30 protein-coding genes are annotated in these 26,003 nt (G+C 71.3%); 17 read left to right on the forward strand and 13 right to left on the reverse strand.

Annotated features, from left to right (window positions below):
* The first annotated feature begins 32 nt into the window (after nucleotides 1-32).
* From VGX25_RS22690 to VGX25_RS22745, 12 genes are all read left to right on the forward strand, one after another.
* Nucleotides 33-122: a putative leader peptide gene (locus tag VGX25_RS22690; protein ID WP_326919889.1), complete on the forward strand. Its 90-nt coding sequence runs from the start codon at nucleotides 33-35 to the stop codon at nucleotides 120-122.
* A gap of 112 nt (nucleotides 123-234) precedes the next feature.
* On the forward strand, nucleotides 235-1,941 hold the full coding sequence (locus tag VGX25_RS22695; protein WP_326919890.1) for a nitrite/sulfite reductase: 1,707 nt from the start codon (nucleotides 235-237) through the stop codon (nucleotides 1,939-1,941).
* Between the two features lie 157 nt (nucleotides 1,942-2,098).
* Nucleotides 2,099-2,266 (forward strand): Insertion element protein, encoded by a 168-nt coding sequence (locus VGX25_RS22700; protein ID WP_326919891.1) that lies wholly within the window; start codon nucleotides 2,099-2,101, stop codon nucleotides 2,264-2,266.
* A complete protein-coding gene (locus VGX25_RS22705) occupies nucleotides 2,263-2,964 on the forward strand; it encodes a phosphoadenylyl-sulfate reductase (RefSeq protein ID WP_326919892.1) in 702 nt (233 codons plus the stop codon). Before VGX25_RS22700 ends, VGX25_RS22705 begins: the two co-directional genes overlap by 4 nt.
* Nucleotides 2,961-3,863, forward strand: coding sequence for a sulfate adenylyltransferase subunit CysD (gene cysD / locus VGX25_RS22710; protein WP_326919893.1), 903 nt, complete (start codon nucleotides 2,961-2,963; stop codon nucleotides 3,861-3,863). The genes VGX25_RS22705 and cysD overlap by 4 nt, the downstream gene beginning before the upstream one ends.
* Entirely contained in the window at nucleotides 3,863-5,146 is a 1,284-nt protein-coding gene (locus VGX25_RS22715; RefSeq protein WP_326919894.1) for a sulfate adenylyltransferase subunit 1, read from the forward strand. The genes cysD and VGX25_RS22715 overlap by 1 nt, the downstream gene beginning before the upstream one ends.
* A 13-nt stretch (nucleotides 5,147-5,159) precedes the next feature.
* Nucleotides 5,160-6,221 carry an ABC transporter substrate-binding protein gene (locus VGX25_RS22720; RefSeq protein WP_326919895.1) on the forward strand — a complete coding sequence of 354 codons (1,062 nt, stop codon included), beginning with the start codon at nucleotides 5,160-5,162 and terminating at the stop codon, nucleotides 6,219-6,221.
* Between the two features lie 20 nt (nucleotides 6,222-6,241).
* Nucleotides 6,242-7,039: an ABC transporter ATP-binding protein gene (locus tag VGX25_RS22725; RefSeq protein WP_326919896.1), complete on the forward strand. Its 798-nt coding sequence runs from the start codon at nucleotides 6,242-6,244 to the stop codon at nucleotides 7,037-7,039.
* Entirely contained in the window at nucleotides 7,026-7,934 is a 909-nt protein-coding gene (locus tag VGX25_RS22730; RefSeq protein WP_326919897.1) for an ABC transporter permease, read from the forward strand. Before VGX25_RS22725 ends, VGX25_RS22730 begins: the two co-directional genes overlap by 14 nt.
* Entirely contained in the window at nucleotides 7,934-8,689 is a 756-nt protein-coding gene (locus VGX25_RS22735) for a sirohydrochlorin chelatase (protein ID WP_326919898.1), read from the forward strand. The genes VGX25_RS22730 and VGX25_RS22735 overlap by 1 nt, the downstream gene beginning before the upstream one ends.
* Nucleotides 8,690-8,851: 162 nt before the next feature.
* Entirely contained in the window at nucleotides 8,852-9,304 is a 453-nt protein-coding gene (locus VGX25_RS22740; RefSeq protein ID WP_326919899.1) for a DUF4396 domain-containing protein, read from the forward strand.
* A gap of 9 nt (nucleotides 9,305-9,313) precedes the next feature.
* Entirely contained in the window at nucleotides 9,314-10,081 is a 768-nt protein-coding gene (locus tag VGX25_RS22745; protein ID WP_326919900.1) for an enoyl-CoA hydratase family protein, read from the forward strand.
* Here the strand turns inward: VGX25_RS22745 and VGX25_RS22750 are convergent.
* Nucleotides 10,078-10,515 (reverse strand): ribonuclease domain-containing protein, encoded by a 438-nt coding sequence (locus tag VGX25_RS22750; protein WP_326919901.1) that lies wholly within the window; start codon nucleotides 10,513-10,515, stop codon nucleotides 10,078-10,080. The two genes, VGX25_RS22745 and VGX25_RS22750, sit on opposite strands and share 4 nt — an antisense overlap.
* Before the next feature lie 6 nt (nucleotides 10,516-10,521).
* Nucleotides 10,522-10,722 (reverse strand): hypothetical protein, encoded by a 201-nt coding sequence (locus tag VGX25_RS22755; RefSeq protein WP_326919902.1) that lies wholly within the window; start codon nucleotides 10,720-10,722, stop codon nucleotides 10,522-10,524.
* A 66-nt stretch (nucleotides 10,723-10,788) separates the two neighbouring features.
* Between VGX25_RS22755 and VGX25_RS22760 the strand changes: the two genes are divergently transcribed.
* Nucleotides 10,789-11,766 (forward strand): zinc-binding dehydrogenase, encoded by a 978-nt coding sequence (locus VGX25_RS22760; RefSeq protein ID WP_326919903.1) that lies wholly within the window; start codon nucleotides 10,789-10,791, stop codon nucleotides 11,764-11,766.
* Here the strand turns inward: VGX25_RS22760 and VGX25_RS22765 are convergent.
* The 5 genes from VGX25_RS22765 to VGX25_RS22785 all read right to left on the reverse strand — a co-directional run bounded on the left by VGX25_RS22765 (nucleotide 11,763) and on the right by VGX25_RS22785 (nucleotide 16,096).
* Nucleotides 11,763-12,128 (reverse strand): MmcQ/YjbR family DNA-binding protein, encoded by a 366-nt coding sequence (locus tag VGX25_RS22765; protein WP_326919904.1) that lies wholly within the window; start codon nucleotides 12,126-12,128, stop codon nucleotides 11,763-11,765. The genes VGX25_RS22760 and VGX25_RS22765 overlap by 4 nt on opposite strands.
* A gap of 1 nt (nucleotide 12,129) precedes the next feature.
* Complete coding sequence (locus tag VGX25_RS22770) at nucleotides 12,130-12,696, reverse strand: Uma2 family endonuclease (protein ID WP_326919905.1); 567 nt, start codon at nucleotides 12,694-12,696, stop codon at nucleotides 12,130-12,132.
* An 85-nt stretch (nucleotides 12,697-12,781) separates the two neighbouring features.
* The gene (lepA, locus tag VGX25_RS22775; protein WP_326919906.1) at nucleotides 12,782-14,635 is read right to left on the reverse strand and encodes a translation elongation factor 4; all 1,854 of its coding nucleotides are present in this window, start codon (nucleotides 14,633-14,635) and stop codon (nucleotides 12,782-12,784) included.
* 52 nt (nucleotides 14,636-14,687) lie between these two features.
* Complete coding sequence (locus tag VGX25_RS22780; protein ID WP_326919907.1) at nucleotides 14,688-15,524, reverse strand: cytochrome c biogenesis CcdA family protein; 837 nt, start codon at nucleotides 15,522-15,524, stop codon at nucleotides 14,688-14,690.
* The gene (locus tag VGX25_RS22785) at nucleotides 15,524-16,096 is read right to left on the reverse strand and encodes a redoxin domain-containing protein (protein WP_326919908.1); all 573 of its coding nucleotides are present in this window, start codon (nucleotides 16,094-16,096) and stop codon (nucleotides 15,524-15,526) included. Before VGX25_RS22785 ends, VGX25_RS22780 begins: the two co-directional genes overlap by 1 nt.
* Before the next feature lie 109 nt (nucleotides 16,097-16,205).
* Here VGX25_RS22785 and VGX25_RS22790 point away from each other — a divergent pair, with 109 nt between their 5' ends.
* Complete coding sequence (locus VGX25_RS22790; RefSeq protein WP_326919909.1) at nucleotides 16,206-17,714, forward strand: ATP-binding protein; 1,509 nt, start codon at nucleotides 16,206-16,208, stop codon at nucleotides 17,712-17,714.
* On the opposite strand, the gene VGX25_RS35745 is transcribed toward VGX25_RS22790, so the two are convergent.
* The 4 genes from VGX25_RS35745 to VGX25_RS22815 are packed head-to-tail and all read right to left on the reverse strand — an operon-like array spanning nucleotide 17,698 to nucleotide 22,104.
* Nucleotides 17,698-18,324, reverse strand: coding sequence for a transglutaminase-like domain-containing protein (locus VGX25_RS35745; protein WP_414635920.1), 627 nt, complete (start codon nucleotides 18,322-18,324; stop codon nucleotides 17,698-17,700). The two genes, VGX25_RS22790 and VGX25_RS35745, sit on opposite strands and share 17 nt — an antisense overlap.
* Before the next feature lie 11 nt (nucleotides 18,325-18,335).
* Nucleotides 18,336-20,531: a xanthine dehydrogenase family protein molybdopterin-binding subunit gene (locus tag VGX25_RS22805; RefSeq protein WP_326919910.1), complete on the reverse strand. Its 2,196-nt coding sequence runs from the start codon at nucleotides 20,529-20,531 to the stop codon at nucleotides 18,336-18,338.
* Nucleotides 20,528-21,505, reverse strand: a complete 978-nt coding sequence (locus VGX25_RS22810; RefSeq protein ID WP_326919911.1) for a xanthine dehydrogenase family protein subunit M — start codon at nucleotides 21,503-21,505, stop codon at nucleotides 20,528-20,530. The genes VGX25_RS22805 and VGX25_RS22810 overlap by 4 nt, the downstream gene beginning before the upstream one ends.
* The gene (locus tag VGX25_RS22815; RefSeq protein ID WP_326919912.1) at nucleotides 21,505-22,104 is read right to left on the reverse strand and encodes a (2Fe-2S)-binding protein; all 600 of its coding nucleotides are present in this window, start codon (nucleotides 22,102-22,104) and stop codon (nucleotides 21,505-21,507) included. Before VGX25_RS22815 ends, VGX25_RS22810 begins: the two co-directional genes overlap by 1 nt.
* Nucleotides 22,105-22,258: 154 nt before the next feature.
* Here VGX25_RS22815 and VGX25_RS22820 point away from each other — a divergent pair, with 154 nt between their 5' ends.
* Entirely contained in the window at nucleotides 22,259-22,588 is a 330-nt protein-coding gene (locus VGX25_RS22820) for a metalloregulator ArsR/SmtB family transcription factor (protein ID WP_326919913.1), read from the forward strand.
* Here VGX25_RS22820 and VGX25_RS22825 read toward each other — a convergent pair.
* Nucleotides 22,585-22,962 carry a VOC family protein gene (locus tag VGX25_RS22825; protein ID WP_326919914.1) on the reverse strand — a complete coding sequence of 126 codons (378 nt, stop codon included), beginning with the start codon at nucleotides 22,960-22,962 and terminating at the stop codon, nucleotides 22,585-22,587. The genes VGX25_RS22820 and VGX25_RS22825 overlap by 4 nt on opposite strands.
* A 20-nt stretch (nucleotides 22,963-22,982) precedes the next feature.
* On the reverse strand, nucleotides 22,983-23,837 hold the full coding sequence (locus VGX25_RS22830; RefSeq protein ID WP_326919915.1) for an EamA family transporter: 855 nt from the start codon (nucleotides 23,835-23,837) through the stop codon (nucleotides 22,983-22,985).
* Between the two features lie 208 nt (nucleotides 23,838-24,045).
* Here VGX25_RS22830 and VGX25_RS22835 point away from each other — a divergent pair, with 208 nt between their 5' ends.
* Together VGX25_RS22835 and rpsT are read left to right on the forward strand one after the other, a co-directional pair.
* The gene (locus VGX25_RS22835; RefSeq protein WP_326919916.1) at nucleotides 24,046-24,855 is read left to right on the forward strand and encodes an enoyl-CoA hydratase/isomerase family protein; all 810 of its coding nucleotides are present in this window, start codon (nucleotides 24,046-24,048) and stop codon (nucleotides 24,853-24,855) included.
* A 141-nt stretch (nucleotides 24,856-24,996) separates the two neighbouring features.
* The gene (gene rpsT / locus VGX25_RS22840; protein WP_326919917.1) at nucleotides 24,997-25,257 is read left to right on the forward strand and encodes a 30S ribosomal protein S20; all 261 of its coding nucleotides are present in this window, start codon (nucleotides 24,997-24,999) and stop codon (nucleotides 25,255-25,257) included.
* Nucleotides 25,258-26,003 lie beyond the last annotated feature (746 nt).

The raw sequence follows: 26,003 nt of genomic DNA on the forward strand, positions 1-26,003 counted from the left end.
CCACAGCGTGGGCGGATGGCAGTCTCGAAGACATGTTCGCCGCGACCGAGGTGCACCTGGTGGCGCGTCGCCACGTGGACTTCCGTCGCGTCTCCAGCGCGATGTGCCGGCCGGCCGGGTAACCCGCCGCCGCACAAGTGCCCAAAGCCGGCGACGGGACGCGCCGGCCGACGTCCCCCACCGGGACCTCGCAGCGGTGCGTGTCGATCGCCCAGACACCCGGAGGGACCCCCGGTGGCAGCTCCCACCACACCACCGCGAAAGGCCCCCGCCGCCGCGCCCAAACGGGCCCACGCCCGGCGGGGCGAAGGCCAGTGGGCGCTGGGCTACCGCGAGCCGCTCAACCCCAACGAGCGCAGCAAGAAGGACGACAATCCGCTCAACGTGCGCGCGCGGATCGAGAACATCTACGCCCACACCGGTTTCCACGGCATCGATCCGGCCGATCTGCGCGGCCGGTTCCGCTGGTACGGCCTGTACACCCAGCGCAAGCCGGGCATCGACGGCGGCCGCACCGCGACGCTCGAGCCCGAGGAGCTGGACGACGAGTTCTTCATGCTCCGCGTCCGCATCGACGGGGGCGCGCTGACCACCGAGCAGCTCACCGTCATCGGCGAGGTGTCGCAGACCTACGCCAGGGACACCGCGGACATCACCGACCGGCAGAACATCCAGTATCACTGGATCCGGATCGAGGACATGCCGGCGGTATGGGCGAAGCTCGAGGGCGCCGGCCTGACCACCATGGAGGCCTGCGGGGACTCGCCGCGGGTGATTCTCGGCTCCCCCGTCGCGGGGATCGCGGCGGACGAGATCATCGACGGCACCCCGGCCATCGAGGAGATCAAGCGCCGCTACATCGGTGACCCGGCCTTCGCCAACCTGCCGCGCAAGTTCAAGTCCGCGATCTCCGGGCAGCCGGATGTCGCGCACGAGGTGCACGACGTCGCGTTCGTCGGCGTCGAGCATCCCGAGTACGGGCCGGGCTTCGACCTGTGGGTCGGCGGCGGCCTGTCCACCAACCCGATGATCGGCCAGCGGCTGGACGCCTGGGTGCCGATCGACGAGGTGCCCGAGGTGTGGGCCGGCGTGATCAGCGTGTTCCGCGACTACGGCTACCGCAGGCTGCGGCACCGGGCCCGGATCAAGTTCCTGGTCAAGGACTGGGGCGCGGAGCGGTTCCGTGAGGTGCTCGAGAACGAGTACCTCAAGCGCAAGCTGATCGACGGCCCGGCGCCTCGGGTGCCGGAGCGGCCGGTCGATCACATCGGCGTGCACCCGCAGCGGGACGGCAACTTCTACGTCGGGGCGGCGCCGATCGCCGGCCGGGTGTCCGGCTCGACCCTGGTGGCGGTGGCCAAGGCGGCCGAGCGGGTGGGCTCCAACCGGATCCGCCTGACCCCGCTGCAGAAGCTGCTGGTGCTGGACGTGCCGCGGGCCGAGGTGCCCGGCCTGCGCGCCGAGCTGGCCAAGCTCGGCCTGCCGACCGAGCCGTCGCCGTGGCGGCGCGGTGTGATGGCCTGCACCGGCATCGAGTTCTGCAAGCTGGCCATCGTCGAGACCAAGGCGCGGGCGGCCGAGCTGGTCGCCTCGCTCGAGGAGCGGCTGGCCGACCTCACCGCCGGCATCGACGCCCCGATCAGCGTGCACGTCAACGGGTGCCCGAACTCGTGCGCCCGGATCCAGACCGCGGACATCGGGCTCAAGGGCCAGATCGTCACCGACGCGTCCGGCAACCAGGTGGAGGGTTTCCAGGTGCACCTCGGCGGCGGGCTCGGCCTTGACGCCGGCTTCGGCCGCAAGCTGCGCGGCCACAAGGTGACCGGCGCCGAGCTGCCCGGCTACGTGGAGCGGGTGGTGCGGCACTACGTCGCGCAGCGCGAGCCGGGCGAACGGTTCGCGCAGTGGGTCGCACGGGCCGAGGAGGCGGACCTGCAATGAGCGGAGCTTGCGGAGCGAACCAACTAATACTTCTGCGTCTTGGAGGAACGAGAAGACACAGGCTTGGCGGAGCTTGCGGAGCGAACCATTCGACACTCCTGCGACTTCGAGGAACGAGGCGACAGGGTCACCATCACCGAGCTTGCGAGGTGATGACATGAGCACCCAGCGTGCGACCCCGTTCTACTGCCCTTACTGCGGAGAGGAAGACCTGCGCCCGGTGGAGGAGCCGCACGCCGCCTGGCTGTGCGCTGGCTGCCGGCGGGTGTTCACGGTGAAGTTCGTCGGGCTCAACCTGCCCACGCACGCGGAGGTGAAGGGGTGACCACCGCCACCAGGTCCGAGCGGTTCAGGCAGCTTGCCGAGGCCGCGTCGGTCGAGCTGGCCGATGCGTCCGCATTGGACGCTCTGGAGTGGACGGCCCGGACGTTCGGCGAGTCCTGGATCGTCGCGTCCAACATGCAGGACGCCGTGCTGATCGACCTGGCGGTCAAGGTGAAGCCGGACGTCGACGTGCTGTTCCTGGAGACCGGCTACCACTTCGCGGAGACCATCGGCACCCGCGACGCGGTCGACCTGGTCTACCCGCAGGTGCGCATCATCAACGCCGAGGCCGAGCAGTCGGTCGCCGACCAGGAGGCGGAGTTCGGCCTGCTGAACCGGACCGACCCGAACCGGTGCTGCCACCTGCGCAAGGTGATCCCGCTGCGGCGCACGCTGGCCGGCTACGACGCCTGGGTCACCGGAGTGCGCCGGGTGGACGCGCCGACGAGGGCGAACACGCCGATCGTGCAGTGGGACGAGCGCAACGGGCTTGTGAAGATCAACCCGATCGCGGCGTGGAGCGACGAGGAGTTCAACGGCTACATCGCCGAGCACGGGATCCTGGAGAACCCGTTGGTGCAGGCCGGTTATCCGTCCATCGGCTGCGCGCCGTGCACCGCGAAGCCGCTGCCGGGCGCCGACGCCCGCAGCGGCCGGTGGGCCGGCCTTGCCAAGACCGAATGCGGGTTGCACGGATGACGACGACGGCGCTGGACAGCCTGGACCGCCTCGAGTCCGAGGCGGTCCACATCTTCCGCGAGGTGGCCGGGGAGTTCGACCGGCCGGTGATCCTGTTCTCCGGCGGCAAGGACTCCACGGTGCTGCTGCACCTTGCGGTGAAGGCGTTCTGGCCGGCGCCGGTTCCGTTCCCGCTGCTGCATGTGGACACCGGGCACAACTTCCCCGAGGTGCTGGACTTCCGGGACCGCACGGTGGAGCGGTACGGGTTGCGGCTGCTGGTCGCGCGGGTGCAGGAGTGGATCGACGACGGCCGGCTGACCGAGCGGCCGGACGGCACTCGCAACCCGCTGCAGACGGTGCCGCTGCTGGACACGATCAACGAGCACCGGTTCGACGCGGTGTTCGGCGGCGGCCGGCGCGACGAGGAGCGGGCTCGGGCCAAGGAGCGGATCTTCAGCCTGCGCAACGCGTTCGGCCAGTGGGAGCCGCGGCGGCAGCGTCCCGAACTGTGGAACCTCTACAACGGACGGCACCGCCCGGGTGAGCATGTGCGGGTGTTCCCGCTGTCGAACTGGACCGAGTTGGACGTGTGGCGCTACATCGCCCGCGAGAAGGTCGAGCTCCCGTCGATCTACTTCGCGCACCGGCGCGCGGTGTTCGAGCGGGACGGCATGTTGTTGACGTCCGGGCCGTGGGGTGGGCCACGGCCCGGCGAACCCGTCCGGGAGCTGACGGTGCGGTACCGCACGGTGGGCGACGGCTCCTGCACGGGGGCGGTGGAGTCCGACGCGGCCGGCATCGACGACGTGATCGCCGAGGTCGCCGCGTCGCGACTCACCGAGCGCGGCGCCACCAGGGCCGACGACCGGCTGTCCGAGGCGGCGATGGAGGATCGCAAGCGGGAGGGCTACTTCTGATGAGTGACCTTCTCAGGCTGGCGACCGCGGGCAGTGTGGACGACGGGAAGTCCACCCTGGTCGGCCGCCTGCTGTACGACACCAAGTCGGTGCTCGCCGACCAGCTCGACGCCGTGCACCGAGCCAGTGTCGACAAGGGATTGTCCACTCCGGACCTGTCGTTGCTGGTCGACGGGCTGCGGTCGGAGCGGGAGCAGGGCATCACGATCGACGTGGCCTACCGGTACTTCGCCACCCCGCGCCGGTCGTTCGTGCTGGCCGACACCCCCGGTCACGTGCAGTACACCCGCAACACCGTGACCGGGGCGTCCACCGCGCAGCTGGCGGTGCTGCTGGTGGACGCGCGCAAGGGCGTGGTGGAGCAGACCCGCCGGCACGCCGCGGTGCTCGCCCTGCTCGGCGTGCCGCGGCTGGTGATCGCGGTCAACAAGATCGACCTGGTGGACTACGACGAGGCCACCTTCGAGGTGATCGCCAAGGACTTCACCGACCACGCCACCGCGCTTGGCTACCCGCTCGGCTCGGTACTGGCGATCCCGGTGTCCGCGCTGGTCGGCGACAACGTGGTGGAGAGAAGCCCGCGCACCCCGTGGTATGCCGGGCCCACGCTGCTCGAGCACCTGGAGACCGTCCCGGTGGAGCCGGACCCGCACGACGCGCCGTTCCGGTTCCCGGTCCAGTACGTGATCCGCCCCCGCACCCCGGAGTATCCCGACTATCGCGGCTACGCCGGGCAGATCGCGTCCGGCACGATCGCCCCCGGCGACGAGGTCGTCGTGCTGCCCGCGGGGATCGCCACCACAGTCACCCGGATCGACACCCCGGACGGCCCGCTCGCCGAGGCGGCCGCGGGCCGGTCGGTGACCCTGCTGCTGGCCGACGACGTCGACATCTCCCGCGGGGACCTGATCGCGACCGCCGCCACGCCGCCGCGCGTGGTCGACCAGCTCGACGCCACGCTGGCCTGGCTGGCCGACAAACCGTTGCGGCACAACGCCCGGCTGCTGGTCAAGCACGGCGCCCGCACCGTGCAGGCGATCGCCACCACGCTGGTCTCCAGGTTCGACGAGCAGCGGCTGTCCACTGTGGCCAACCCGGAGAACCTGCAGCTCAACGAGATCGGCCGGGTGCTGCTGCGCACGGCCGAGCCGCTGCCGGTCGACGACTACGGCGCCAACCGGCGCACCGGCGCGTTCCTGGTCATCGACCCGTCCGACGGCACCACCCTGGCGGCCGGCCTGGTCGGCGCGCCGCAACCGTTGCTCGCCCCCGCACCCGCCTGACCCCGGAGGACCCGTGCAGACCCGACGCATCCTGACCGCCGCGGTTGCCGCCGCCGTGCTGGCGACGCTCGGCGCCTGCTCCCGGGTTGACCGGGGCGGCGACGACACCGCGCCGGCGGTGGACAAGGGTCCGGCGGCCGAGCTGCGGCTGGGCTACTTCCCCAACGTCACCCACGCGGCCGCGCTGATCGGGCTGGAGAAGGGGCTGTTCGCCAAGGAGCTCGGCGGCACCAGGCTCACGCCGACGAAGTTCAACGCCGGTCCCGAGGAGGTCAACGCGCTGCTCGGCGGGTCGCTCGACGCCGGGTTCATCGGCTCGGGTCCGGCGATCAACGCCTACGCCAAGTCCAACGGCGAGGCCGTGCGGCTGATCGCCGGGGCCACCGCGGGCGGCGCGCAGCTCGTCGTCCGGTCGGACATCGGCACACCGCAGGACCTGGTCGGCAAGACCGTGGTGACCCCGCAGCTGGGCAACACCCAGGATGTGTCGCTGAAGAAGTGGCTCAAGGACAAGGGGTTGGCCGGCGAGGTCCAGGTCACCAACCTGGAGAACGCGCAGACCCTCGACGCGTTCAAGAAGGGCGACGTGCAGGCGGCCTGGCTGCCGGAGCCCTGGTCGTCGCGGCTGGTGCTGGAGGCCGGCGCCAAGGTGCTGGTGGACGAGAAACAGCTGTGGCCCAACGGCAAGTTCCCGACCACCGTGCTGATCGTGCGCACCCAGTACCTGCGCGACCACCCGCAGACCGTGCAGTCGTTGCTGCGCGGGCTGGTGAACGCGATCGACCTGGCCGGCAGCGCCAGGTCCGACGCCCAGGCGGCGGTGAACAAGCAGCTCAAGGAGCTCACCGGCAAGGAGCTCGGCAAGCCGGTCATCGAACGGGCGTGGGCCAACATCGAGCTGACCCTCGACCCGATCGCCGGCACGTTCCCGCAGCTGGCCAGGGACGCGGTCACCGCGGGCGTGACCAAGGAGGCGGCCGACGTCGCCGGGTACGCCGACCTGGCCGCGCTCAACACCGTGCTGCGACAGCTCGGAAAGTCCGAAGTGGACCCGTCCGGTCTGGACAAGAAGTAGGTAGCGAGGAGGCAGACGACATGACCGCCGCGCTTGAGACTTATGCCGAACCGGTTGTCACCGAGCATGCCGTGCGGCTGGCCGGGGTGGGCAAGACCTTCGGGCACGGGCGCCGCGCGGTCGTCGCGCTGGAGGAGGTCGATCTCGAGGTCGCGCCCGGCGAGTTCGTCTGCCTCGTCGGCGCGTCCGGCTGCGGCAAGACCACCGTGCTGAACCTGGTGGCGGGCCTGGACAAACCGACCGAGGGCGTCATCGAGCTGAACACCGCGCGGCCGGCGGTGATGTTCCAGGAGGCCGCCCTGATGCCGTGGCTGACCGCGGCCCGCAACGTCGAGCTCGCGCTGCGCCTTGCCGGGGTGCCGCGATCGGCGCGCCGCGCCCGCACCGAGGAGCTGCTCTCGCTGGTCCGGCTGGAGGGTGTCGGTGACAAGCGGCCGCACGAGCTGTCCGGCGGGATGCGCCAGCGGGTCGCGCTGGCCCGCGCGCTGGCGTCGGCCCTTCATCAGTCCACATCGGACAGCACGCCGCTGCTGCTGATGGACGAGCCGTTCTCGGCCCTCGACGCGATCACGCGGGACGTGCTGCAGGCCGAGCTGCTGCGGATCTGGCGGGCGACCGGCACCGCGGTCCTGTTCGTCACCCACGACGTCCGCGAGGCGATCCGGCTTGGACAGCGGGTGGTGCTGATGTCGTCGCGGCCGGGGCGGGTCGTCGAGCAGTGGGACGTCGACGGGCTGACCGGGCCGGAGGAGCTGACCGCGGTCGAGGCGGTCAACGCCCGGCTGCGTGAGGTGATCAGCACCCATGCCGCGGCCTGACAGCATTCTGCGCGAGGTGAAACCCGAACCCGAGACCGATGCCGCGGTCGGCGCCGGCCTCGATGCCCTGGACATCCCGGCCGCACATGCCCGCACCGGCCGCGCCCGGGTGCGCGGCTTCGCCCGCCGCGCGCTGCCGCCGCTGGTGGCCATCGCCCTGCTGATCGTGGTGTGGCAGGTGCTGTGGGCGCTGGCCATCTGGCCCGAGTACCAGCTGCCGGCGCCGCGGGACGTCTGGGCGCAGATCGCCGAGCGCATCCCCAACGGCGAGATCGCCGGGTTCCTCTGGGTCTCGGTGCACCGCGCGGTGATCGGGTTTCTGATCGCGCTGGCCGTGGCCGTGCCGCTGGGGCTGCTCATCGCCAACGTGAAGGTGTTCCGCCGCGGGATCGGGCCACTGGTCTCCGGGCTGCAGAGCCTGCCGTCGGTGGCCTGGGTGCCCGCGGCGATCCTCTGGTTCGGGCTCACCGACCCGGCCGTCTACTTCGTCGTGCTGCTCGGCGCCGTCCCGTCGATCGCCAACGGCCTTGTGGCCGGCATCGACCAGATCCCGCCGATCCTGCCGCGGGTGGGCAAGGTGCTCGGCGCCGGCCGGGTCGCCGGCGTGCGGCACATCCTGCTGCCCGCCGCGCTGCCCGGTTTCCTGGCCGGGCTCAAGCAGGGCTGGGCGTTCTCCTGGCGCTCGCTCATGGCCGCCGAGCTGATCGCGCAGTCCCCGCAGCTGGGCGCCGGGCTGGGTCAGTTCCTGCACAACGGAAGCTCGCTCAACGACATGTCCATGGTCATGGCCGCCATCCTGCTCATCTTCTTCGTCGGGGTCGGGATCGAGCTGCTGGTGTTCCGCCCGCTCGAGCGCGCCGTGCTGCACGCCCGCGGGCTGGCCGGAGCGCTGTGATGGCGCCTCCTCCGCTCGTCGCCGTCGCGCACGGCAGCCGCGATCCCCGCTCGGCGCGGGCGATCGCCGGGCTGCTGGACGTGGTGCGCGCCAAGCATTCCGAGCTCGACGTGCGCGCGGCGTTCCTCGATCTTTCCGCGCCGCGGCTGCTCGACGTGCTGTCCGCGCTGCACGCCGAGGGCCACCGCGAGGTCGTCGTCGCGCCGCTGCTGCTGGGCAACGCCTACCACGCCCGGGTGGACGTGCCGGCGATGGTCGCCGAGGCGACCACCCGGTTGCCGCGGCTGTCGGTGTCGGTCGCCGACGTGCTCGGACCCGACGCCCGGCTGGAAACCGTTGCGCTGCACCGGCTGCGCGCCGCCACCGGGCCGCGAGACGACGGGGCGCTCGGCGTGGTGCTCGCCGCGGCCGGCTCCTCGCACCGGCCGGCCAACACCGCGGTGTCCGCTGTGGCCAGACGGTGGGCGGCGAGGCACGGCTGGGCCGGCGCGATCGCGGCATTCGCGGCGGCCGCCGAGCCGGACGTGGCGACCGCGATCCGGCGCCTGCGGGCCCGCGGAGCCCGCCGGATAGCGGTCGGCTCGTGGTTCCTCGCGCCCGGCCTGCTGCCCGACCGGATCGCCGCCAAGGCCCGCGCCGCCGACCCGGACGTGGTGATCGCCGAGCCGCTCGGCGCCGCGCCCGCACTGGCCGAGCTCGTCCTCGACCGCTACCACGAGGCCCGCATCAGCGTGAGCACGCTGCAGTACGCATAGTGCCCTCGCCGTGGTCGCGCAGCAGCCGCGCGGCCCGCTCTGCCCACCGCCGGCGCCGGCGAAGGCGAGCGCGCTGAGCGGCAAGGTAACTCCGCCCTTGTGTGACCCGGACCACCCTCGCTTCGGATTGTGCACATACCCTACGGGGGTATAGTTAGGGCCATGAACGGACCTTGGCGAACCGCGGCCAACGCGACCCTGCACTGCCTCACCGGCTGTGCGATCGGCGAGGTGCTCGGCATGGTGATCGGCACCTCCCTGGGTTGGTCGACGTGGCCCACCGTGATCCTGTCGATCGCGCTGGCGTTCCTGTTCGGCTACTCGCTGACGATCCGGCCGGTGCTGCGGGCCGGCGTGGCGTTCGGCGCCGCGCTGTCCGTCGCCCTCGCCGCGGACACCCTGTCGATCACCGTGATGGAGATCGTCGACAACGCGATCATCGTGGCCATTCCCGGCGCCATGGAGGCCGGCGTCGGCAACTGGCTGTTCTGGGTAAGCCTGGCCATCGCGTTCGCCGTCGCGTTCGTGGTGACCTGGCCGGTCAACAAGTGGCTCATCGGCCGTGGCAAGGGTCACGCCGTCGTGCACAAGTACCACCACGAGCACAGTCAGTAGGGTGCCCTCATGGCTTCCGAGCTCGTGCACTACACGGTGGACGGCGGCGTCGCGACGATCACGCTGGACTCGCCGGGCAACCGCAACGCGCTGTCCCGGCAGCTGCGCCGCGAGCTGCACGATCACCTGACCGCCGCGGCGGGTGACCCGGCGGTCCGGGTGGTCGTGCTCGCGCACACCGGCCCGGTGTTCTGCGCCGGCATGGACCTCAAGGAGGCCGGCGGCGCGTCGGCGGCCGATCAGGGCGTCAACGAGTTCCCGGCGATCCTCGAGCAGATCTGGTCCGGCCCCAAGCCGGTGATCGCCAAGCTGGCCGGCCCCGCCCGCGCGGGTGGTGTCGGCCTGGTGGCGGCGGCCGACATCGCGGTGGCCGCCGAGGAGGTCACCTTCGCGTTCACCGAGGTGCGTCTCGGCGTCGTCCCCGCGGTGATCTCGGTGACCGTGCTCCCCCGGCTGCTTCCCCGCGCGGCGCACGAGCTGTTCCTGACCGGCGAGAAGTTCGACGCCCGGCGGGCCGTGGCGATCGGCCTGCTCAACTCCGCCGTGCCCGCCGACCGGCTCGACGCCGAGGTCGCCCGCTACGCCGGCATGCTCGCGCTCGGCGGGCCGAACGCCCTGGCCGCGACCAAGCAGCTGCTGCGCCGCGAGCGGTCGGCCAGCCTCGCCGAGGACCTGGCGGCAATGACCGACCTGTCGGCGGGCTTCTTCGCCAGCGCCGAGGGGCAGGAGGGCATCCTCGCCTTCGCCCAGAAACGCACACCGAACTGGGTTCCCTAGCGCGCCGGATCGACGACCACGAACGTGTGGTAGTGGTCGTGGGTGTAGTAGAGCTCGTGGTTGGCTCCGGTGATCAGCCGTCGCTCGCCGCGGTCGGCGCTGCCCGGAGTGCGCACGGTGTACTCGCGGTAGTAGCCGGATTCCTTGCTGGGTAACCGTTTCTCCCGGTTGGCGAAGACGTCGCCGTCGGCCGACGGGAAGGGAAACGGACCGCCCTCCCGGACCAGCCGCAGCGTGGCGGCAGCCTCCGGCGGCAGCGCGGACAGCGGGCGCACCGGCATGCCCGACTCGGCGCCCGGCACCGTCGAGACCACCGACACCGGCGGGCCCGCGGCCGGTCCCTGCGCCAAAACCTGCTCGCGGACCAGCCAGCCCACGACGACCAGGACGACCAGCCCCACAAGGGCGGCGGTGATCCGCCTACCGGATCCCACCCTCGATCACCGGGAGCCGAGCGGCGGCTCGTCCTCGCTGGAGGGGCCGAACCGGGCCGAGGCGTAGTCCACGATCCGGTCGATCAGCCACGCCACCAGCCCGCACACCGGCAGCAGTACGGCCATCACCACGGCAAACTGGAACGGAAACGGCAGCCCGAGCACCCACAACTCCACGCCGTTCCACCAATCCGCCAACCCCTGCACGACGTCGAGACTAGACCTCGGTCACTCTCGGCGGCGGAGAGTGGTTGGGGTCGATAGGTTTGCTGCATGTTCGCCGTGTACGCCGCAGAGCCGAACCCGGACGACCCGCTGGCCGCGCTGCGGGTGGGTGACCGGCCGGAGCCGGAGGTGCCCGACGGGTGGGTGGCCGTGCGGGTGCGGGCCGCGAGCCTGAACATGCACGACCTGTGGACGCTGCGCGGGGTCGGGATCAAGCCGGAGCAGTTCCCGATGATCCTCGGCTGCGACGGCGCCGGCGTGCTTCCCGACGGCACCGAGGTGGTGCTGCACTCGGTCATCGGCGACCCGGCGTGGAGCGGCGACGAGACGCTCGACCCGCGGCGCACCCTGCTGACCGAGAAGCACCAGGGCACGTTCGCCGACGTCGTGGTGGTGCCCGCCCGCAACGCGCTGCCCAAGCCGGCCGGGCTGACGTTCGCCGAGGCGGCCTGCATGGGCACGGCCTGGCTGACCGCGTACCGCATGCTGTTCGTCAAGTCCGGCCTGCGCCCCGGCCAGACCATGCTGGTCCAGGGCGCGTCCGGCGGCGTGTCCACCGCGCTGATCGAGCTTGGCCGGGCCGCCGGCATGCGGGTCTGGGTCACCGGGCGCACCGAGGACAAGCGCGCCCTCGCCGAGCGGCTCGGCGCGCACGCCACCTTCCCCTCGGGCGAGCGGCTGCCGGAGCGGGTGGACGCCGTGTTCGAGACCGTCGGCCGCGCCACCTGGGCCCACTCGATGCGGGCGCTCAAGCCCGGTGGCATCATCGTCGTCTCCGGCGCCACCAGCGGCCCCGACCCGAGCGCCGACCTGCAGCGGCTGTTCTTCCTGCAGCTGCGCGTCGTAGGCTCCACCATGGGCACCCGCGACGAGTTGGCCGACCTGCTGCGGTTCTGCGACCTCGCCGGCGTGCGGCCGCAGATCGGCGCCGAGCTTGCGATGGAGCGCGCCGAGGAGGGCTTCGGCCAGATGCTCGCCGGCGAGACCGCGGGCAAGATCGTCTTCAGCCGGGGCGAAACGGCCTAGCGGGCCGCGTCCAGCTCGGCGACCAGCCGCTTCGGCGCGACCACGCGGTAGGCGTCCTCGACGATCTCGGCGATCTCGTCCCAGTCGACCGGGACGTCGAGGTACACCCCGAGCCACCCCCGGTGCCCCACGTACGGTGGCCGGAAGAACCGCTCCGGCTCCGACCCGACCAGCGCCTCCTGCACTCCCGGCGGCGCCGCGCACCAGAACCCCAGCCGATCATCATGATGGTGGTTGGCATACATGACAAAGGTCTTCTTCCCCCGCACGAACCACGCCGGCTCCCCATGACTCAACCGTTCGGTCGTCTCCGGCAACGCCAGACACAACTTCCGCAGCGACTCCAGTGGATCGTTGCCCATGTCAGAACTCGTCACTATCCAGCAATGCGATCGGCACGATCCGCACCGGGAAAGGGCGCTCTGCTTGAAACGCGTCTTCGCCCTTGACCTCGGCAACATGCCGGTAATAACCGGAATCGTCCAGTTCGAACACGATCACGGCTGGTTGCTGCGGGTCGACCACCCAGTAGCTGGCGACGCCCATGCGCTCGTATGCGGCCTTCTTGTTGTTCAGGTCGTTGATCACGCTGCTTGGCGAGAACACTTCGACCGCCAGTACCGGTGCCACCGGAAGCAGCTTCTCGGTGAGATCCGCCTTGCGCGCAACCAGCACATCGGGCTGCAGTTCAGTGGAACGTGACGGCCGCACCGCGAAAGGTGCCGGCAACACGAGCAGATGCTTAGGGCAGGCCTCTTCCAGGGCGATGGCCAGCTTGAACAAGGTTCTCTGGTGCCGCTTTCCCGGCGCCGGGCTCACGAGGAGCATCCCGTCGATGAGCTCGTACCGGTTGCCGTCATCCGGCATGGCCTCCAGGTCGTCCACGGTGAATGGGCGGCCATGTGGGATGCCGGTGGTCATGGCTGTCATGGTGCCCTCCTTTCGGTCGTGGACCAACTCCAGCAGACTTCGCCGGACGGCGCGAACGGCTGTCCACAGGTCGGTGCCCTGTGGACTACTTCTTGCTCTTAGCCTTGTCGGATGAGTCGTCGGTGGACAGGGCGGCGACGAAGGCTTCCTGGGGGACCTCGACGCGGCCCACCATCTTCATGCGCTTCTTGCCTTCCTTCTGCTTCTCAAGGAGCTTGCGCTTGCGGGTGATGTCGCCGCCGTAGCACTTGGCAAGGACGTCCTTGCGCAGGGCGCGGATCGTCTCGCGGGCGATGACGCGGGAACCGACGGCGGCCTGGATGGGGACCTCGAACTGCTGGCGGGGAATCAGCTGGCGGAGCTTGGCGGCCATCCGGGTGCCGTAGCCGTACGCGGCGTCGCGGTGGACGATCGCGCTGAACGCGTCGACCGGCTCGCTCTGCAGCAGGATGTCGACCTTCACCAGATCGGCGGTCTGCTCCCCCGCCTCCTCGTAGTCCAGCGACGCGTACCCGCGGGTGCGCGACTTCAGCGCGTCGAAGAAGTCGTAGATAATCTCGGCCAGCGGCAGGGTGTAGCGCAGCTCCACCCGATCGGTGGACAGATAGTCCATCCCACCGAGCTGGCCGCGGCGGCTCTGGCACAGCTCCATGATCGAGCCGATGTAGTCCGACGGGGCGATCACCGTGGTCTTCACGATCGGCTCGTACACCTCGGCGATCTTGCCGCCGGTCGGCCAGTCCGAGGGGTTGGTCACGGTGTGCTCGGTCCCGTCCTCCATCACCACGCGGTAGACCACGTTGGGGGCGGTCGAGATGAGGTCCAGCCCGGCCTCGCGCTCCAGCCGCTCGCGCACGATCTCCAGGTGCAGCAGGCCGAGGAAGCCGCACCGGAAGCCGAACCCGAGCGCCGAGGAGGTCTCCGGCTCGTAGCTCAGCGCGGCGTCGTTGAGCCGCAGCTTGTCGAGGGCCTCGCGCAGGTCCGGGTAGTCCGAACCGTCCACAGGGTACAGTCCGGAGTAGACCATCGGGCGCGGCTCGCGGTAACCGGCCAGCGGCTCGGTGGCGCCCTTGCGCTCGGACGTCACGGTGTCACCCACTCGGGACTGCCGGACGTCCTTCACCCCGGTGATCAGGTAGCCGACCTCGCCGACGCCCAACCCGGCGCTCGGCTTCGGCTCCGGCGAGATGATCCCCACCTCGAGCAGCTCGTGCGTGGCGCCGGTGGACATCATCCGGATCCGTTCCCGCGGGGTGATCCGGCCGTCCACCACGCGGATGTAGGTGACCACTCCGCGGTACGTGTCGTACACCGAGTCGAAGATCATCGCCCTGGCCGGCGCGGACGCGTCCCCGGTCGGCGGCGGCACCAGGCGCACCACCTCGTTGAGCAGCTCGCGCACGCCCTTGCCGGTCTTGGCCGACACCCGCAGCACGTCGGTCGGCTCGCAGCCGATGATGTGCGCCAGCTCGGCGGCGTACTTGTCCGGGTCGGCGGCCGGCAGGTCGATCTTGTTGAGCACCGGGATGATCGTGAGGTCCTTGTCCAGCGCGAGGTAGAGGTTGGCCAGCGTCTGCGCCTCGATCCCCTGCGCCGCGTCGACCAGCAGGATCGCCCCCTCGCACGCCTCGAGCGCGCGCGACACCTCGTAGGTGAAGTCGACGTGCCCCGGCGTGTCGATCATGTGCAGCACGTGGTCGCGGCCGCCGACCCGCCAGGGCAGCCGGACGTTCTGCGCCTTGATCGTGATGCCGCGCTCGCGCTCGATGTCCATCCGGTCGAGGTACTGCGCGCGCATGTCGCGCTCCTCGACCACGCCGGTGAGCTGCAGCATCCGGTCGGCCAGCGTCGACTTGCCGTGGTCGATGTGGGCGATGATGCAGAAGTTGCGGATCAGCTCAGGGGCCGTGAACGTCGTGTCGGCGAACGTGGGGCTCACTCATGGTCCTTCTAGGGATCAGCGGGTACCGTCCCATCGTCCCATGAGCGCCTCAGGCCCGGACGCGTCGCCGCACCAGCACGGCCCCGCCGACCAGCGCGGCCAGGGCGATGACCAGCGGGACCGGCCCGATCGCGTCGAGCCGGTCGGACAGCGCGGCCTGGATCCGCGCGGCGCCGTCGATCACGGGATCCTCGGCGGAGCCCTGGGCGTGGTAGAGGCGCAGCTCGTAGCTGCCGTAGTAGCCGACGTAGGCGCCGGTGACCACGAGCAGGGCGCCGCCGATCCGGCCGAGGTACGGGAACAGGCGGCGGATTCCGGCGGCCACCGCGGTGCTGGCCAGCGCGGCCGCGACGGCCAGCACACCCACCACCAGACCCATGCCGAGCGCGTAGGCCACGAACGCCGACAGCCCGGAGCGAAGGTCACCGCCGCGCAGCGCGACGCCGGCCACCGCCAGAAACGGGGCGATCGTGCAGGACAGCGACGCGACCGCGAACGCCACGCCGTAGCCGAGCATCGAGGTCACCCGGGTGGTCGGCGCGCCCCGCTTGAGCTTGGGCAGGAAGACCAGCGGCTCCCTGCCGGCCAGCAGCAGGATGCCCACGATCACCATGGCCAGCCCGACCACGATCGTGACGATCGGCAGGTATCTCTGCGCCACGCCGGCGATCGGCAGGCTGAGCAGGCCGAAGACGCCGAACACGGCCACGAAGCCGGCGGTCATCAGCGCGCTGGCGGCCAGCGCCCGCCCGACCCGGGTGGCCCGCGAGCCGTCCTCGCCGCCGCTCACCACCAGCGCCAGGTAGCCGGGCAGCATCGCGAAGCCGCACGGGTTCACGGTCGCGAGCATGCCGGCCACCAGCGCGACCGTGAGCTCCCCGGTCATCAGCCGGCCAGCGCCCGGACCTTGTCGCGCAGGTCGTCCCGGTACAGCTGCTTGGTCACGGTCTCGATCGTCCCGTCGGCCTTGACGAAGGCGTACGCGGGCTGCTCGACGACGCCGAACCGCTTCCACACCGCGAGGTCGGTGTCGGCGAGGTGCGGGAACGAGCCGAGCCCGAACCGGTCGACGAACTCGCGCATGGCGGGCACCTCGTCGCGCGCGGCCACCCCGACGAACTGCACGGAGCCCGCGGTCTCCTGCGCCGCCGCCGCGATCTGCGGGGCCTCGCCCTGACACCTCGGGCACCACGGCGCCCAGAACCACAGCACGGCCGCCTTGCCGGCCAGGCTCTGGCCGGAGAAGTCCTTGCCGTCCACGGTCTTCGCGGTGAACCTCAGCTGCTCGGCAACGGGCGCCGCGACCGGCGCCGTCACCGATCCCGACGCGGCCCCCGGCAGCGTGACGGCGGTCGAGCGGAGCACCGGAGGTGGGCTCCCCGCTTCGTTTGCGGCGCCGCATCCGGCGAGCGCAACCCCCGCGCACACCACCGCCACCGCCAGCCGGACCCGTGCCATGGATCTTCCTCCTCGCCGTCGGACCCCTTCGACCCCCGATCCTTCACCAGCCGGTAAGGCCCGGACCTTACGGAGCCGTGAAATCGACGGTTGTGCCATTCTCGAGAGGGTGACCGAACCCGTCGTCGACGCCGCGACCGCCCGGACGTTGGCCAGGTCGCTGCGTGACGTGCTGCAGGCCGCCGAACGGGTGCTCGGGCAGGACGGCGACACGCCGCTGCTGCGCATGATCACCGAGCACATCGGCTGCCCGATCAACCAGATCCCGAACGTGGCTGAGCGCTGGGACGGCTGGGAGCACGCCAACCTGCAGCTCGGCGTGGACGCCTACCTGGCGGAACGCTCCCCCGGCGCCACGTGGTTCGGCATCAGCGGCGGGGTGCCACGCATGCACACCGACCTGATGGACATGCTGGCCATGACCGGAGCCGGCCGGTTCGACCTTGCCGCGGTGGACTACACCACGGTGGCGGTCGGGCCGGACCGCAGTATGGAGGCCGTGCAGTTCGGGCTGGTCCGGACCACGGCGCCGGACGGGACCCCGGTCGTGCTCGCGGTGCGCGGCCCGGCCGAGCACGGGCCGCCGATCTGCCTGCTGCAGGTGCTGGCGGCCGAGCGGGACACCGCGAGCGCCGTGCGGGAGCGGGTCGTGCGGCTGATGCGCAGGCACGACGTGTTCCGCGGCCAGATCCTCACGTTCGGGTTCAGCGAGTATCGCGCGAACTACAGCGCGGTGTTCGACGGGCTGGTGGCCTTCCAGCCGCGACCCACGCTGGGCGCCGACCAGGTGGTCCTGCCGGACGGCGTGCTGCAGACGATCGAGCGGCACGTGGTGCTCGCCGGATCCCGGGCGACCGCGCTGCGGGCCGCCGGGCAGCACCTCAAGCGCGGGCTGCTGCTGCACGGGCCGCCCGGCACCGGCAAGACCCACACGGTGCGCTACCTGCTGAGCCGGCTGGCCGGCAGCACCGTGATCATCATGTCCGGCCCGGCGCTGCGCTTCATCGGCCCCGCCACGGCGCTCGCGAGGAGACTCGAGCCGTCGGTGCTGGTCGTCGAGGACGTCGACCTGATCGCCCAGGACCGGTCCTACTCCCCGGACGGTCACCCGCTGCTGTTCCAGTTGCTCAATGAGATCGACGGGGTCGGGGCCGACACCGACACCACGTTCCTGCTCACCACCAACCGGGTGGAGATCCTCGAGCACGCGCTGACCGACCGGCCGGGCCGGGTGGACCTCGCCGTCGAGATCCCGCGGCCGGACGCCGACGGGCGGGAGCGGCTGCTGCGGCTCTACACCCGGGACGTGCCGCTGGATGTGCCCGACCCGGGCCCGCTGATCGAGGCCACTGCGGGCGTCACGGCCTCGTTCATCCGGGAATGGGCGCGCCGCGCGGTGCTGCTCTCGCTGGACAGGGGCGGCGAGGTCCGGCTCGACGAGCCGACCCTGCGGGCCGCCCTGGACGAGCTGCTCGACGAGCGCAGCGCGCTGACCCGAACCATCCTCGGCGGGCCACAGCCGGACGCCCCGGTCGGCCCGCTGCCCTACCCGCCAAGCCACCCCACCGGCTTCGCCACCCCGCCCGGTCCCGGCTTCACCATCAGGCCAGGCGGGTGACCTCGACCGAGACCTCGATGGCCGACGCCGCGCCGCCGGTGTAGGTGCCCTTGAGCGGCGAGACGTCGGCGTAGTCGCGGGCCATGGCCACCCGGATGTACCGCGGGCCGATCTCCACGTCGCTGGTCGGGTCGAAACCCCACCAGCCGCCGGTCCAGGCCTCGATCCAGGCGTGGCTCTCGCCGCGGACGGTCTCCCCGACCTGGCCGTCGGCCCTGGTGTGCAGGTATCCCGACACGTACCGGGACGGAACGCCGATCGCGCGCAGCATCGCCAGCGTCAGGTGCGCGTAGTCCTGGCAGACGCCCTCGCGCGCCTCCAGGTCGAGCGGGAACGGCCGCTCCTGACCGGACAGTGAGAACGTGATGCCCTGGTCGACCAGCGCCCGGTCGAGCGCCTCGGACGGCGCGGTCAGGTCGGCGGGCCTGGCCGTCGCGAGCGACTCGTGCAGCCGCCGGTACGCCGGCCGGATCGTACCGTCCGGGGCGAGCATCTCGTCGTAGGCCCCGGCATGCGGGCGGTTCGGATCGAGATAGCCGTCGAACAGCTCACCGAGCCGTCGATCGGCCGGCCTTTGTCCACGTACCCGAGCGCTCCATCCGCGCACAATCGCATGAGGATTCAGTCGAGCAGCTTCTCCAGGGTGATCGGCAGGTCTCGGACCCGTTTGCCGGTCGCGTTGTGCACCGCCCCGGCGATCGCCGCGGTCACTCCCACAATTCCCAGTTCGCCGATCCCCCTGGCGCCCAGCGGGCTGAGCGTGCTGTCCGGGTAGTCGAGGAAGTGCACGTCGATCGGCGGGATGTCGGCGTTCACCGGCACCAGGTACGAGGCCAGGTTGGCGTTGGCGATCCGGCCGCTCGGCTCCATCCGCATGCCCTCGGTCAGCGCCGAGCCGATGCCCATGATCACGGCGCCGGTGATCTGGCTGCGCGCGGCCTTGGCGTTGACGATCGTGCCGGCGTCGATCACCGACACCCACCGGGACACCCGCGGCTCCCCGGTGAGCCGGTGCACCCGGACCTCGCAGAAGTGCGCGCCGAACGAGCGGTAGGCCACCGTGCCGTTCTCGTTGCGCGGCGAAGTCGCGGTGGCCTCCACCGCGGGGACGTCGCATGTGGTCAGCAGCGAGCCGAAGCTCATCCGCACCCCGCCGGACACCACGTCGCCGCTGTCGTAGCGCACCGCGGCGGGGTCCATGCCGTGGAACGGGGAGCGCTCGTGCGTGGCGGCGAACTCCAGCAGCGCGGCGATGGCGGCATCGGCGGCGAGTTGCACGGCCGGGCCGTTGGTCGACGTCGAGCTGGACCCGCCGGCGTTGGCCGCGGCCGGTGTGGCCGAGTCGCCTATCTGCGGCTGCACCCGGTGCACCGGGATGCCGAGCCGGGCCGCGCCGAGGATCGAGAACACCGTCGACTGCCCGGTGCCCAGATCGGCCCCGGTGCCGGCGACCGTGGCCGTGCCGTCGGCGTTGAGCCGGACCTTGATGCTCGCCGACGACCTGGACGCGTTGAACGTGCAGGTGGCCATGCCCATGCCGACCAGGGCGTCCCCGTCGGTGACCGCCCGCGGCGTGGGGTTGCGCCGCGACCAGCCGAACCGCTCGGCCCCGAGCCGGTAGCACTCGTCGAGGTGCTTGCTCGACCAGGGCCTGCGGTTGTCGGGCTTGACGGTGGCGTAGTTGCGCAGCCGGATCTCCAGCGGGTCGATGCCGAGCTCGAAGGCCAGCTCGTCGAGGGCGCTCTCCTGGGCGAAGGCGCCATTGGTGTCCGACGGCGCCCGCATGATCGTGGTGACCGGCACGTCCAGGGTGACGATCTTCCGGCCGACGTGGATGTTGGGCGCGGCGTAGACGTTCAGCGAGGTGTTGGCCGGCGACTCGCGGAACCCGTTCGACGCCGACTTGCTCGAGATGCCCTCGTGCTTGATCGCGATCAGCGTGCCGTCCCTGCGCGCTCCGAGCGCGATGGTCTGGCTGGTCGGCGGGCGGTGGCCGACGATCGTGAACACCTGCTCGCGGGTGAGCACCGTCTTGACCGGACGGTGTAGCGCCCTTGCGGCCGCCGCGGCCAGCGGCATCTGCGCCCACATTCCCCACTTGTTGCCGAACCCGCCACCCACGTGCGGGTTGATCACGTGGATGCTCGCCTTGTCCACACCGAGGGTGGTCGCCAGCCGGTCCACCACCAGCCGCACCCCCTGGCTCACCGTGTAGATCGTCAGGTAGTCGCCGGCCCATGCGGCGACCGTGGCGTGCGGCTCCATCGCGGCATGGTTCTCCGGCAGCGAGGTGTACGTCGCGGTGACGGTGACCTCGCTGGCGGCCAAGGCCTCGTCGATGGTGCGGAATTCCGGGGCCAGGATGTCCACCGCCGGCGCCCCGGTCGGCGGCGGTGTCGCGTTCGGCAGCTCGTCCACAAAGGACGTCCGGGCCGGTAGCGGGTCGTACCTCGTGTCGATCAGCGCGGCGGCGTCCCTGGCCTGCTCGAACGTCTCGGCCACGACGAGCCCGATCGCCTGGCCGTAGTACCGCACCTCGGTTGTCTGCAGTGGAGGGTGGACCTCGTCGTTCTGCTCGCTGGGATAGGTGAACAGCGGCAGCGGGTTGAACGGCGTGTAGACCGCGAGCACGCCCGGGGCCCGCAGCGCGGCGTCGGTGCCCATGCCGGCGATCGTGCCGCGGGCGATGGTGCTGGTGACCAGGTAGCCGTGGGCGAGCTGGTCGACGTTGTGGTCGGCGGCGTACCTCGCGGCGCCGGTGACCTTGATCCGTCCGTCCACGCGGTCGACGGGCTGGCCGATCGGTGAGCCGCTCATCGCGCACCCGCAAGGCCGAGCAGCGCACGGACGATCGTCCGCTGCACCAGCGTCACCTTGAAGCCGTTGTGCGCCAAGGGTTGTGCGCCCTCGGCGGCCAGCGCGGCGGCCTCGGTGAAGTCCCGCTCGGTGGCCGGCCGGCCGCGCAGCGCGGCCTCCACCGCGGGCAGCCGCCAGGGTCTGGTGCCCACCCCGCCGACGGCGATCCGAACATTGTGGACGGTGGAGCCGCGCAGATCCATGGCGACCGCGGCCGAGGTGAGCGCGAACTCGAACGAGCTGCGGTCGCGGATCTTCACGTAGCTGGAGCGGCGCGCCCAGGGCAGCCGCGGCACCAGCACCTCGGTGATCAGCTCGCCCGGCCGCAGGTCGTTCTCCACGTGCGGGGTGGTGCCGGGCAGCCGGTAGAACTCGGCCAGGTCGACCACGCGCTCGCCGTCCCGGCCGCGCAGCCGGATCCTCGCGTCCAGCGCCACCAGCGCCACGGCGAGGTCGCTTGCGTGCGTCGCCACGCAGGCCGGGCTCGTCCCGAGGATCGCGTGCGACCGGTTCTCACCGGTCCGAGCCGGGCAGCCGCTGCCCGGCGCCCGCTTGTTGCACGGCGTCGTGACGTCCCGGAAGTAGCCGCACCTGGTGCGCTGCAACAGGTTACCGCCGATGCTGGCCATGTTGCGCACCTGCCCGGATGCGCTGAGCAGCAGCGCCTGGACGATCACCGGGTACTCGGCGCCGACGTCGGCGTCCGCCGCCACGTCGGCCATCCGCTCCATCGCACCGAGCCGCAGACCCGACTGGTCGAGGCGGATCCCGCGCAGGTTCAGGGCGTTGATGTCGATGACCTGCCGCGGCGTCAGCACGTCGAGCTTCATCAGGTCGACCAGCGTGGTGCCGCCCGCCAGATACGCCGAGTCCACTGTGGCCAGCCGGATGGCCTGGTTGACGTGGTTGGCGGCCGCGAAGTCGAAGGCGCGCATCAGATCACCCTCCCGCGCTCCCGGGCCTGCCTGATCGCCTCGACGATGTGGGAGTATGCGCCGCAGCGGCAGATGTTGCCGGACATGGCCTCGCGAACCTCCTCGTCGGTCCGCGCCCGTCCCTCGCGGAGCACGGCGACCGCGGACATGATCTGGCCGGAGGTGCAGAACCCGCACTGGTAGCCGTCCTGCTCGATGAAGGCCTGCTGCACGGGATTCAGCTCGCCGCCGGGTGGGGCGAGGCCCTCGATCGTGGTGATCTCCTTGCCGTCGACCGAGGCCGTGAGCGTCAGGCAGGACACCACGCGCCGGCCGTCAACGTGCACCGTGCAGGCGCCGCACTGGCCGCGGTCGCAGCCCTTCTTGGTTCCGGTCAGGTTCATCCGCTCGCGCAGCGTGTCCAGCAGCGTGAGGCGGGGATCGATGTGCATGCGGGTTCGCTCGCCGTTGACCGTCAGGGTGACCTCGACCAGACCGCGACCGGCCGGCTCGGTGGCCTCGGCCACGGTCTGGATCGCGGGCGCGGCGAGCACCGTGCCGCCGGCGGCCAGCGCCGCCCGGCCGAAGAGGTGTCGTCTGGTGAGACCGTTGGACGCCATGGCCTAGATAAGCACCCAGAGATCGGAGCAGTCAATACTCCATCTATTGAAGCAAACGGTTTCCTGTCGCAGCGGCCCACGCCCGCCGCTTGATAGATCCGATGTCTATCCGTCGCGTTGTGGGCTTATATTCCGTCCTAGTTATATTTGGCGGGTGGCGACGACCTTTGCCGTGCTGGCCGAGCCGACGCGGCGGCGGATCCTCGACCTGCTGCGGGACGAGCCGCGGTCGGTCGGCGATCTGGTCTCCGAGCTCGGCCTGACCCAGCCCGGAACGTCCAAGCATCTCAAGGTGTTGCGCGACGCGGGCCTGGTGGCGGTGCGGCGGGATGCCCAGCGCCGCTGGTACAAGCTGCGTCCCGAGCCGCTCGCCGAGGTCGACGCCTGGCTCGCGCCCTACCGCCGGCTCTGGGCCGACCGGCTCGACGCCGTGGACCGCCACCTCGACGTGATGTCCGACCGTCCAACCGAGACTTCCGGTTAGCTCCGCTGATCCCGGCGCAGCGGATGATCTTCAGGGATCTCCACCACGACGATGCGCAGGCCGTCCGGGTCGGAGATCCACATCTCGTGCAGGCCCCACGGCTCCCGGCGCGGCTCGCGCAGCACCGGCACGCCCCGCTCCCCCAGCCGCGTCGCGGCGGCCGCGAGGTCGCGAACCTGTAGCCACAGCGCGACATCCGGGCTCGGCCCCGCCTCGCCCTGCCCGGACAGCTCGAGAAACCCGTTGCCCAGGAAGAACACCGTGCCGCCGGGGAACTCCCGGTACACCGCGAGCCCGAGCGCGTCCCGGTAGAACGCCAGCGACCGCGCGCGATCCTTCGGCCTCAGCAGGATCCGGCTACTCAGCAGCTCCATCCCCTCAGCCTGCCGCACGGCTAGGCCGCGATCGCCGCGACACCGGCGACCACCACGACCGCGCCGGCCAGCCGCCGCTTGGGGTCGGGCTCGCCGAGCACCAGCCAGGCGGCGATGCCGGCGAAGACGATGCTCAGCTCCCTTGCCGGCGCCACCATGCTCACCGGGGCCAGCCGCATCGCGAACAGCACCAGCACGTAGGACAGCGGGGACAGCACCGCGATCACGATCACGGCTCGCCAGTGCGCCCGCCACAGGCCGGCCACGTGCGCCCTGCGCGCCCACGCCAGCGGGCCGAGCAGGGCGGACTCGCACAGCACCGAGCCGACCATCAGCACAAGGGGCGGCACCGCCAGCGTCGTCACCGCGTAGGCATCCCACAGCGTGTACACCGCGATCAGCGCGCCGGTGGCCAGGCCGTACAGCGCGCCCGACGACCAACCGCCGAGCCCGGAGCCGACGCCGCCGATCACCAGAATCCCAACCACCACCAGGCCTGCGCCGATCAGTGGGAGCACCCCGGGCCGCTCCCCGAGCAGCAGCACGGCGGCCAGCACGGCCAGCATCGGGCCCGATCCCCGGGCCAGCGGGTACACCACGGAGAGGTCCCCGACCGCGTATCCGCGCTGCAGCAGGAGGAAGTAGGTCAGGTGCAGCAGACCGCTCAGACCCATGGCCAGCGCCCACGTCGGGGTGGGCACCTGGTCCGAAGCCAGCACGGTGATCACCGCGAGCGGCACGGTGATCGCCGCGGCCATCGACCCGTAGAGCCAGACGAAGGCCGCTCCCCCGGTAGGCACCCGCTTGGCGCACAGGTTCCACCCGGCGTGCGCGACCGCGGCGGCGACGACGAAAACGACGGCAATCGGGTTCATGGGGGCCTCTCCGCCGACCGCGGGCGCGACCGGCCAGGCCCTCCGGTCTTTTCCACCGTCAGGTGTCCGGCCGCCGCCCCTCGGGCGACCGGTGGTGACGCTCGGACCAGACCCGCCGACCCTGATTGTCGATCGGTCCATGCCGGATCGGCGACGGAACCCTAGACACTGCAAGATCAGGCTACCCCGTCGGTGCCAGGATGGTCAGGTGCACGACTACACCGCCGCGTACCCGAGCCTGCGCTTCGCCGACCTCGGCGACGGGGTGCTCGAGGTGACCATGTCCGCGCCCGGCCGGCTCAACGCCGTCGGCCACGAAGGCCACCGTCACCTCGCCGAGGTGTGGACCACCATCGACCGCGACCCGGACGTCAAGGTGGCCATCATCCGCGGTGCGGGTGGCGCCTTCTCCTCCGGCGGCGACCTCGACCTGGTCGCCGACATGGCCGCGGACTTCGCCGTGCGGATCCGCGTCCTCCGCGAGGCCCGCGACCTGGTCTACAACGTCATCAACTGCGCCAAGCCGGTCGTGTCGGCCATCGAAGGCCCCGCCGTCGGCGCCGGCCTCGTCGTCGGCCTCCTCGCCGACGTGTCGATCGCCGCCCGCGACGCCCGGATCATGGACGGCCACACCCGCCTCGGCGTCGCCGCGGGCGACCACGCCGCCATCGTCTGGCCGCTGCTGTGCGGCATGGCCAAGGCCAAGTACCACCTGCTCACCTGCGAGCCGGTGTCCGGCGAGGAAGCCGAGCGGATCGGCCTGGTCTCCCTCTGCGTGTCCCCCGACGAGCTCCACGAGACCGCTCTGAAGGTGGCCCGCCGCCTCGCCAACGGCTCGCAGAGCGCCATCCGCTGGACCAAGTACGCGCTCAACAACTGGCTGCGGGTCGCCGGCCCGATCTTCGACGCCTCCCTCGGCCTCGAGTTCCTCGGCTTCTCCGGCCCCGACCTCACCGAAGGCGTCGCCGCCATCCGCGCCAAACGCCGCCCCGAGTTCCACGGCCCCACATCCGAGTAACCCCTCACCCACTGTTATCCTTGCTCGTCGTGCCGTGCGGCATTCCGCCAGGGAGGAAGCCCGCACCACCCGGTCCGCCGGGCGCGGGGCCAGCACAGCTGCGGCACGACATTCCACGATCGACACCGAGGAGACCTTCGCGTGGCCAACATCAAGTCCCAAATCAAGCGCATCAAGCAAAATGAGAAGCGCCGCCTCCGCAACAAGTCCGTCAAGTCCTCGGTGAAGACCGCGATCCGCAAGTTCCGCGAAGCCGCCGAAGCCGGCGACAAAGACCGCGCCCTCACCCTCCTCCACGACGCCAGCCGCAAACTCGACAAAGCCGCCAGCAAAGGCGTCATCCACGCCAACCAGGCCGCCAACAAGAAGTCCGCGATGGCGAAGAGGGCTAACCAGCTCTGAGGTTCGCTCCGGTTGGGGGCCGCGGGTGGGCCCCGGGGATGGTGGGGCGAGCGGTTCGGCGGGGTGTCCCCTCCGCTTGCGCGCCGCCGGTTGGCGGGGTGGCTTGCTTTCAAGATCGCGGCGTACCCCTGCTGGAATCCCAAGCCCAGCAATCCACCCAATCCCAGCCCGGCCCGCCCCACGCTGGAACCACCATCGGGCACCTCACCCCAGCCCCGCCAAACCGCCCAATCCACACCACGCTGGACCGCCACCCGGCGACGTCGCCCAGCCATCCGCTCAGACCGCCCGGGCCAGCCACCCCGCCAACCGACACCCCCGCATAAGCCGCCCACCCAACCGCCCTGGCCTCAACCACGCTGAAAACCGCCACCCCGCAACCCCGCCCAGCCATCCGCTCAAGCCGCCCCGGCCAGCCACCCCGCCAACCGGCACTCGCCCGAAGCCGCCCAGCCACCCACCCAAACCGCCCGATCCACACCACGCTGGACCGCCGCCCGGCGACGTCGCCCAGCAATCCGCGCAGACCGCCTGGGCCAGCCACCCCGCCACCCGGCACCCACATAAGCCGCCCGCCGCTCACCCAAACCGCCCGATCCACCACCACGCTGGAAACCGCCACCCCGCAACCCCGCCCAACCATCCGCTCAGACCGCCCCGGCCAGCACCCCGCCAACCGGCACCCGCCCAAGCCGCCCAGCCACCCACCCAAACCTCGCGCCCCCACCCTCCCGGGCCCCTACCTC

The organism is Actinophytocola sp. (assembly GCF_035942955.1).
Taxonomy (GTDB): Bacteria; Actinomycetota; Actinomycetes; order Mycobacteriales; family Pseudonocardiaceae; genus DASYTH01.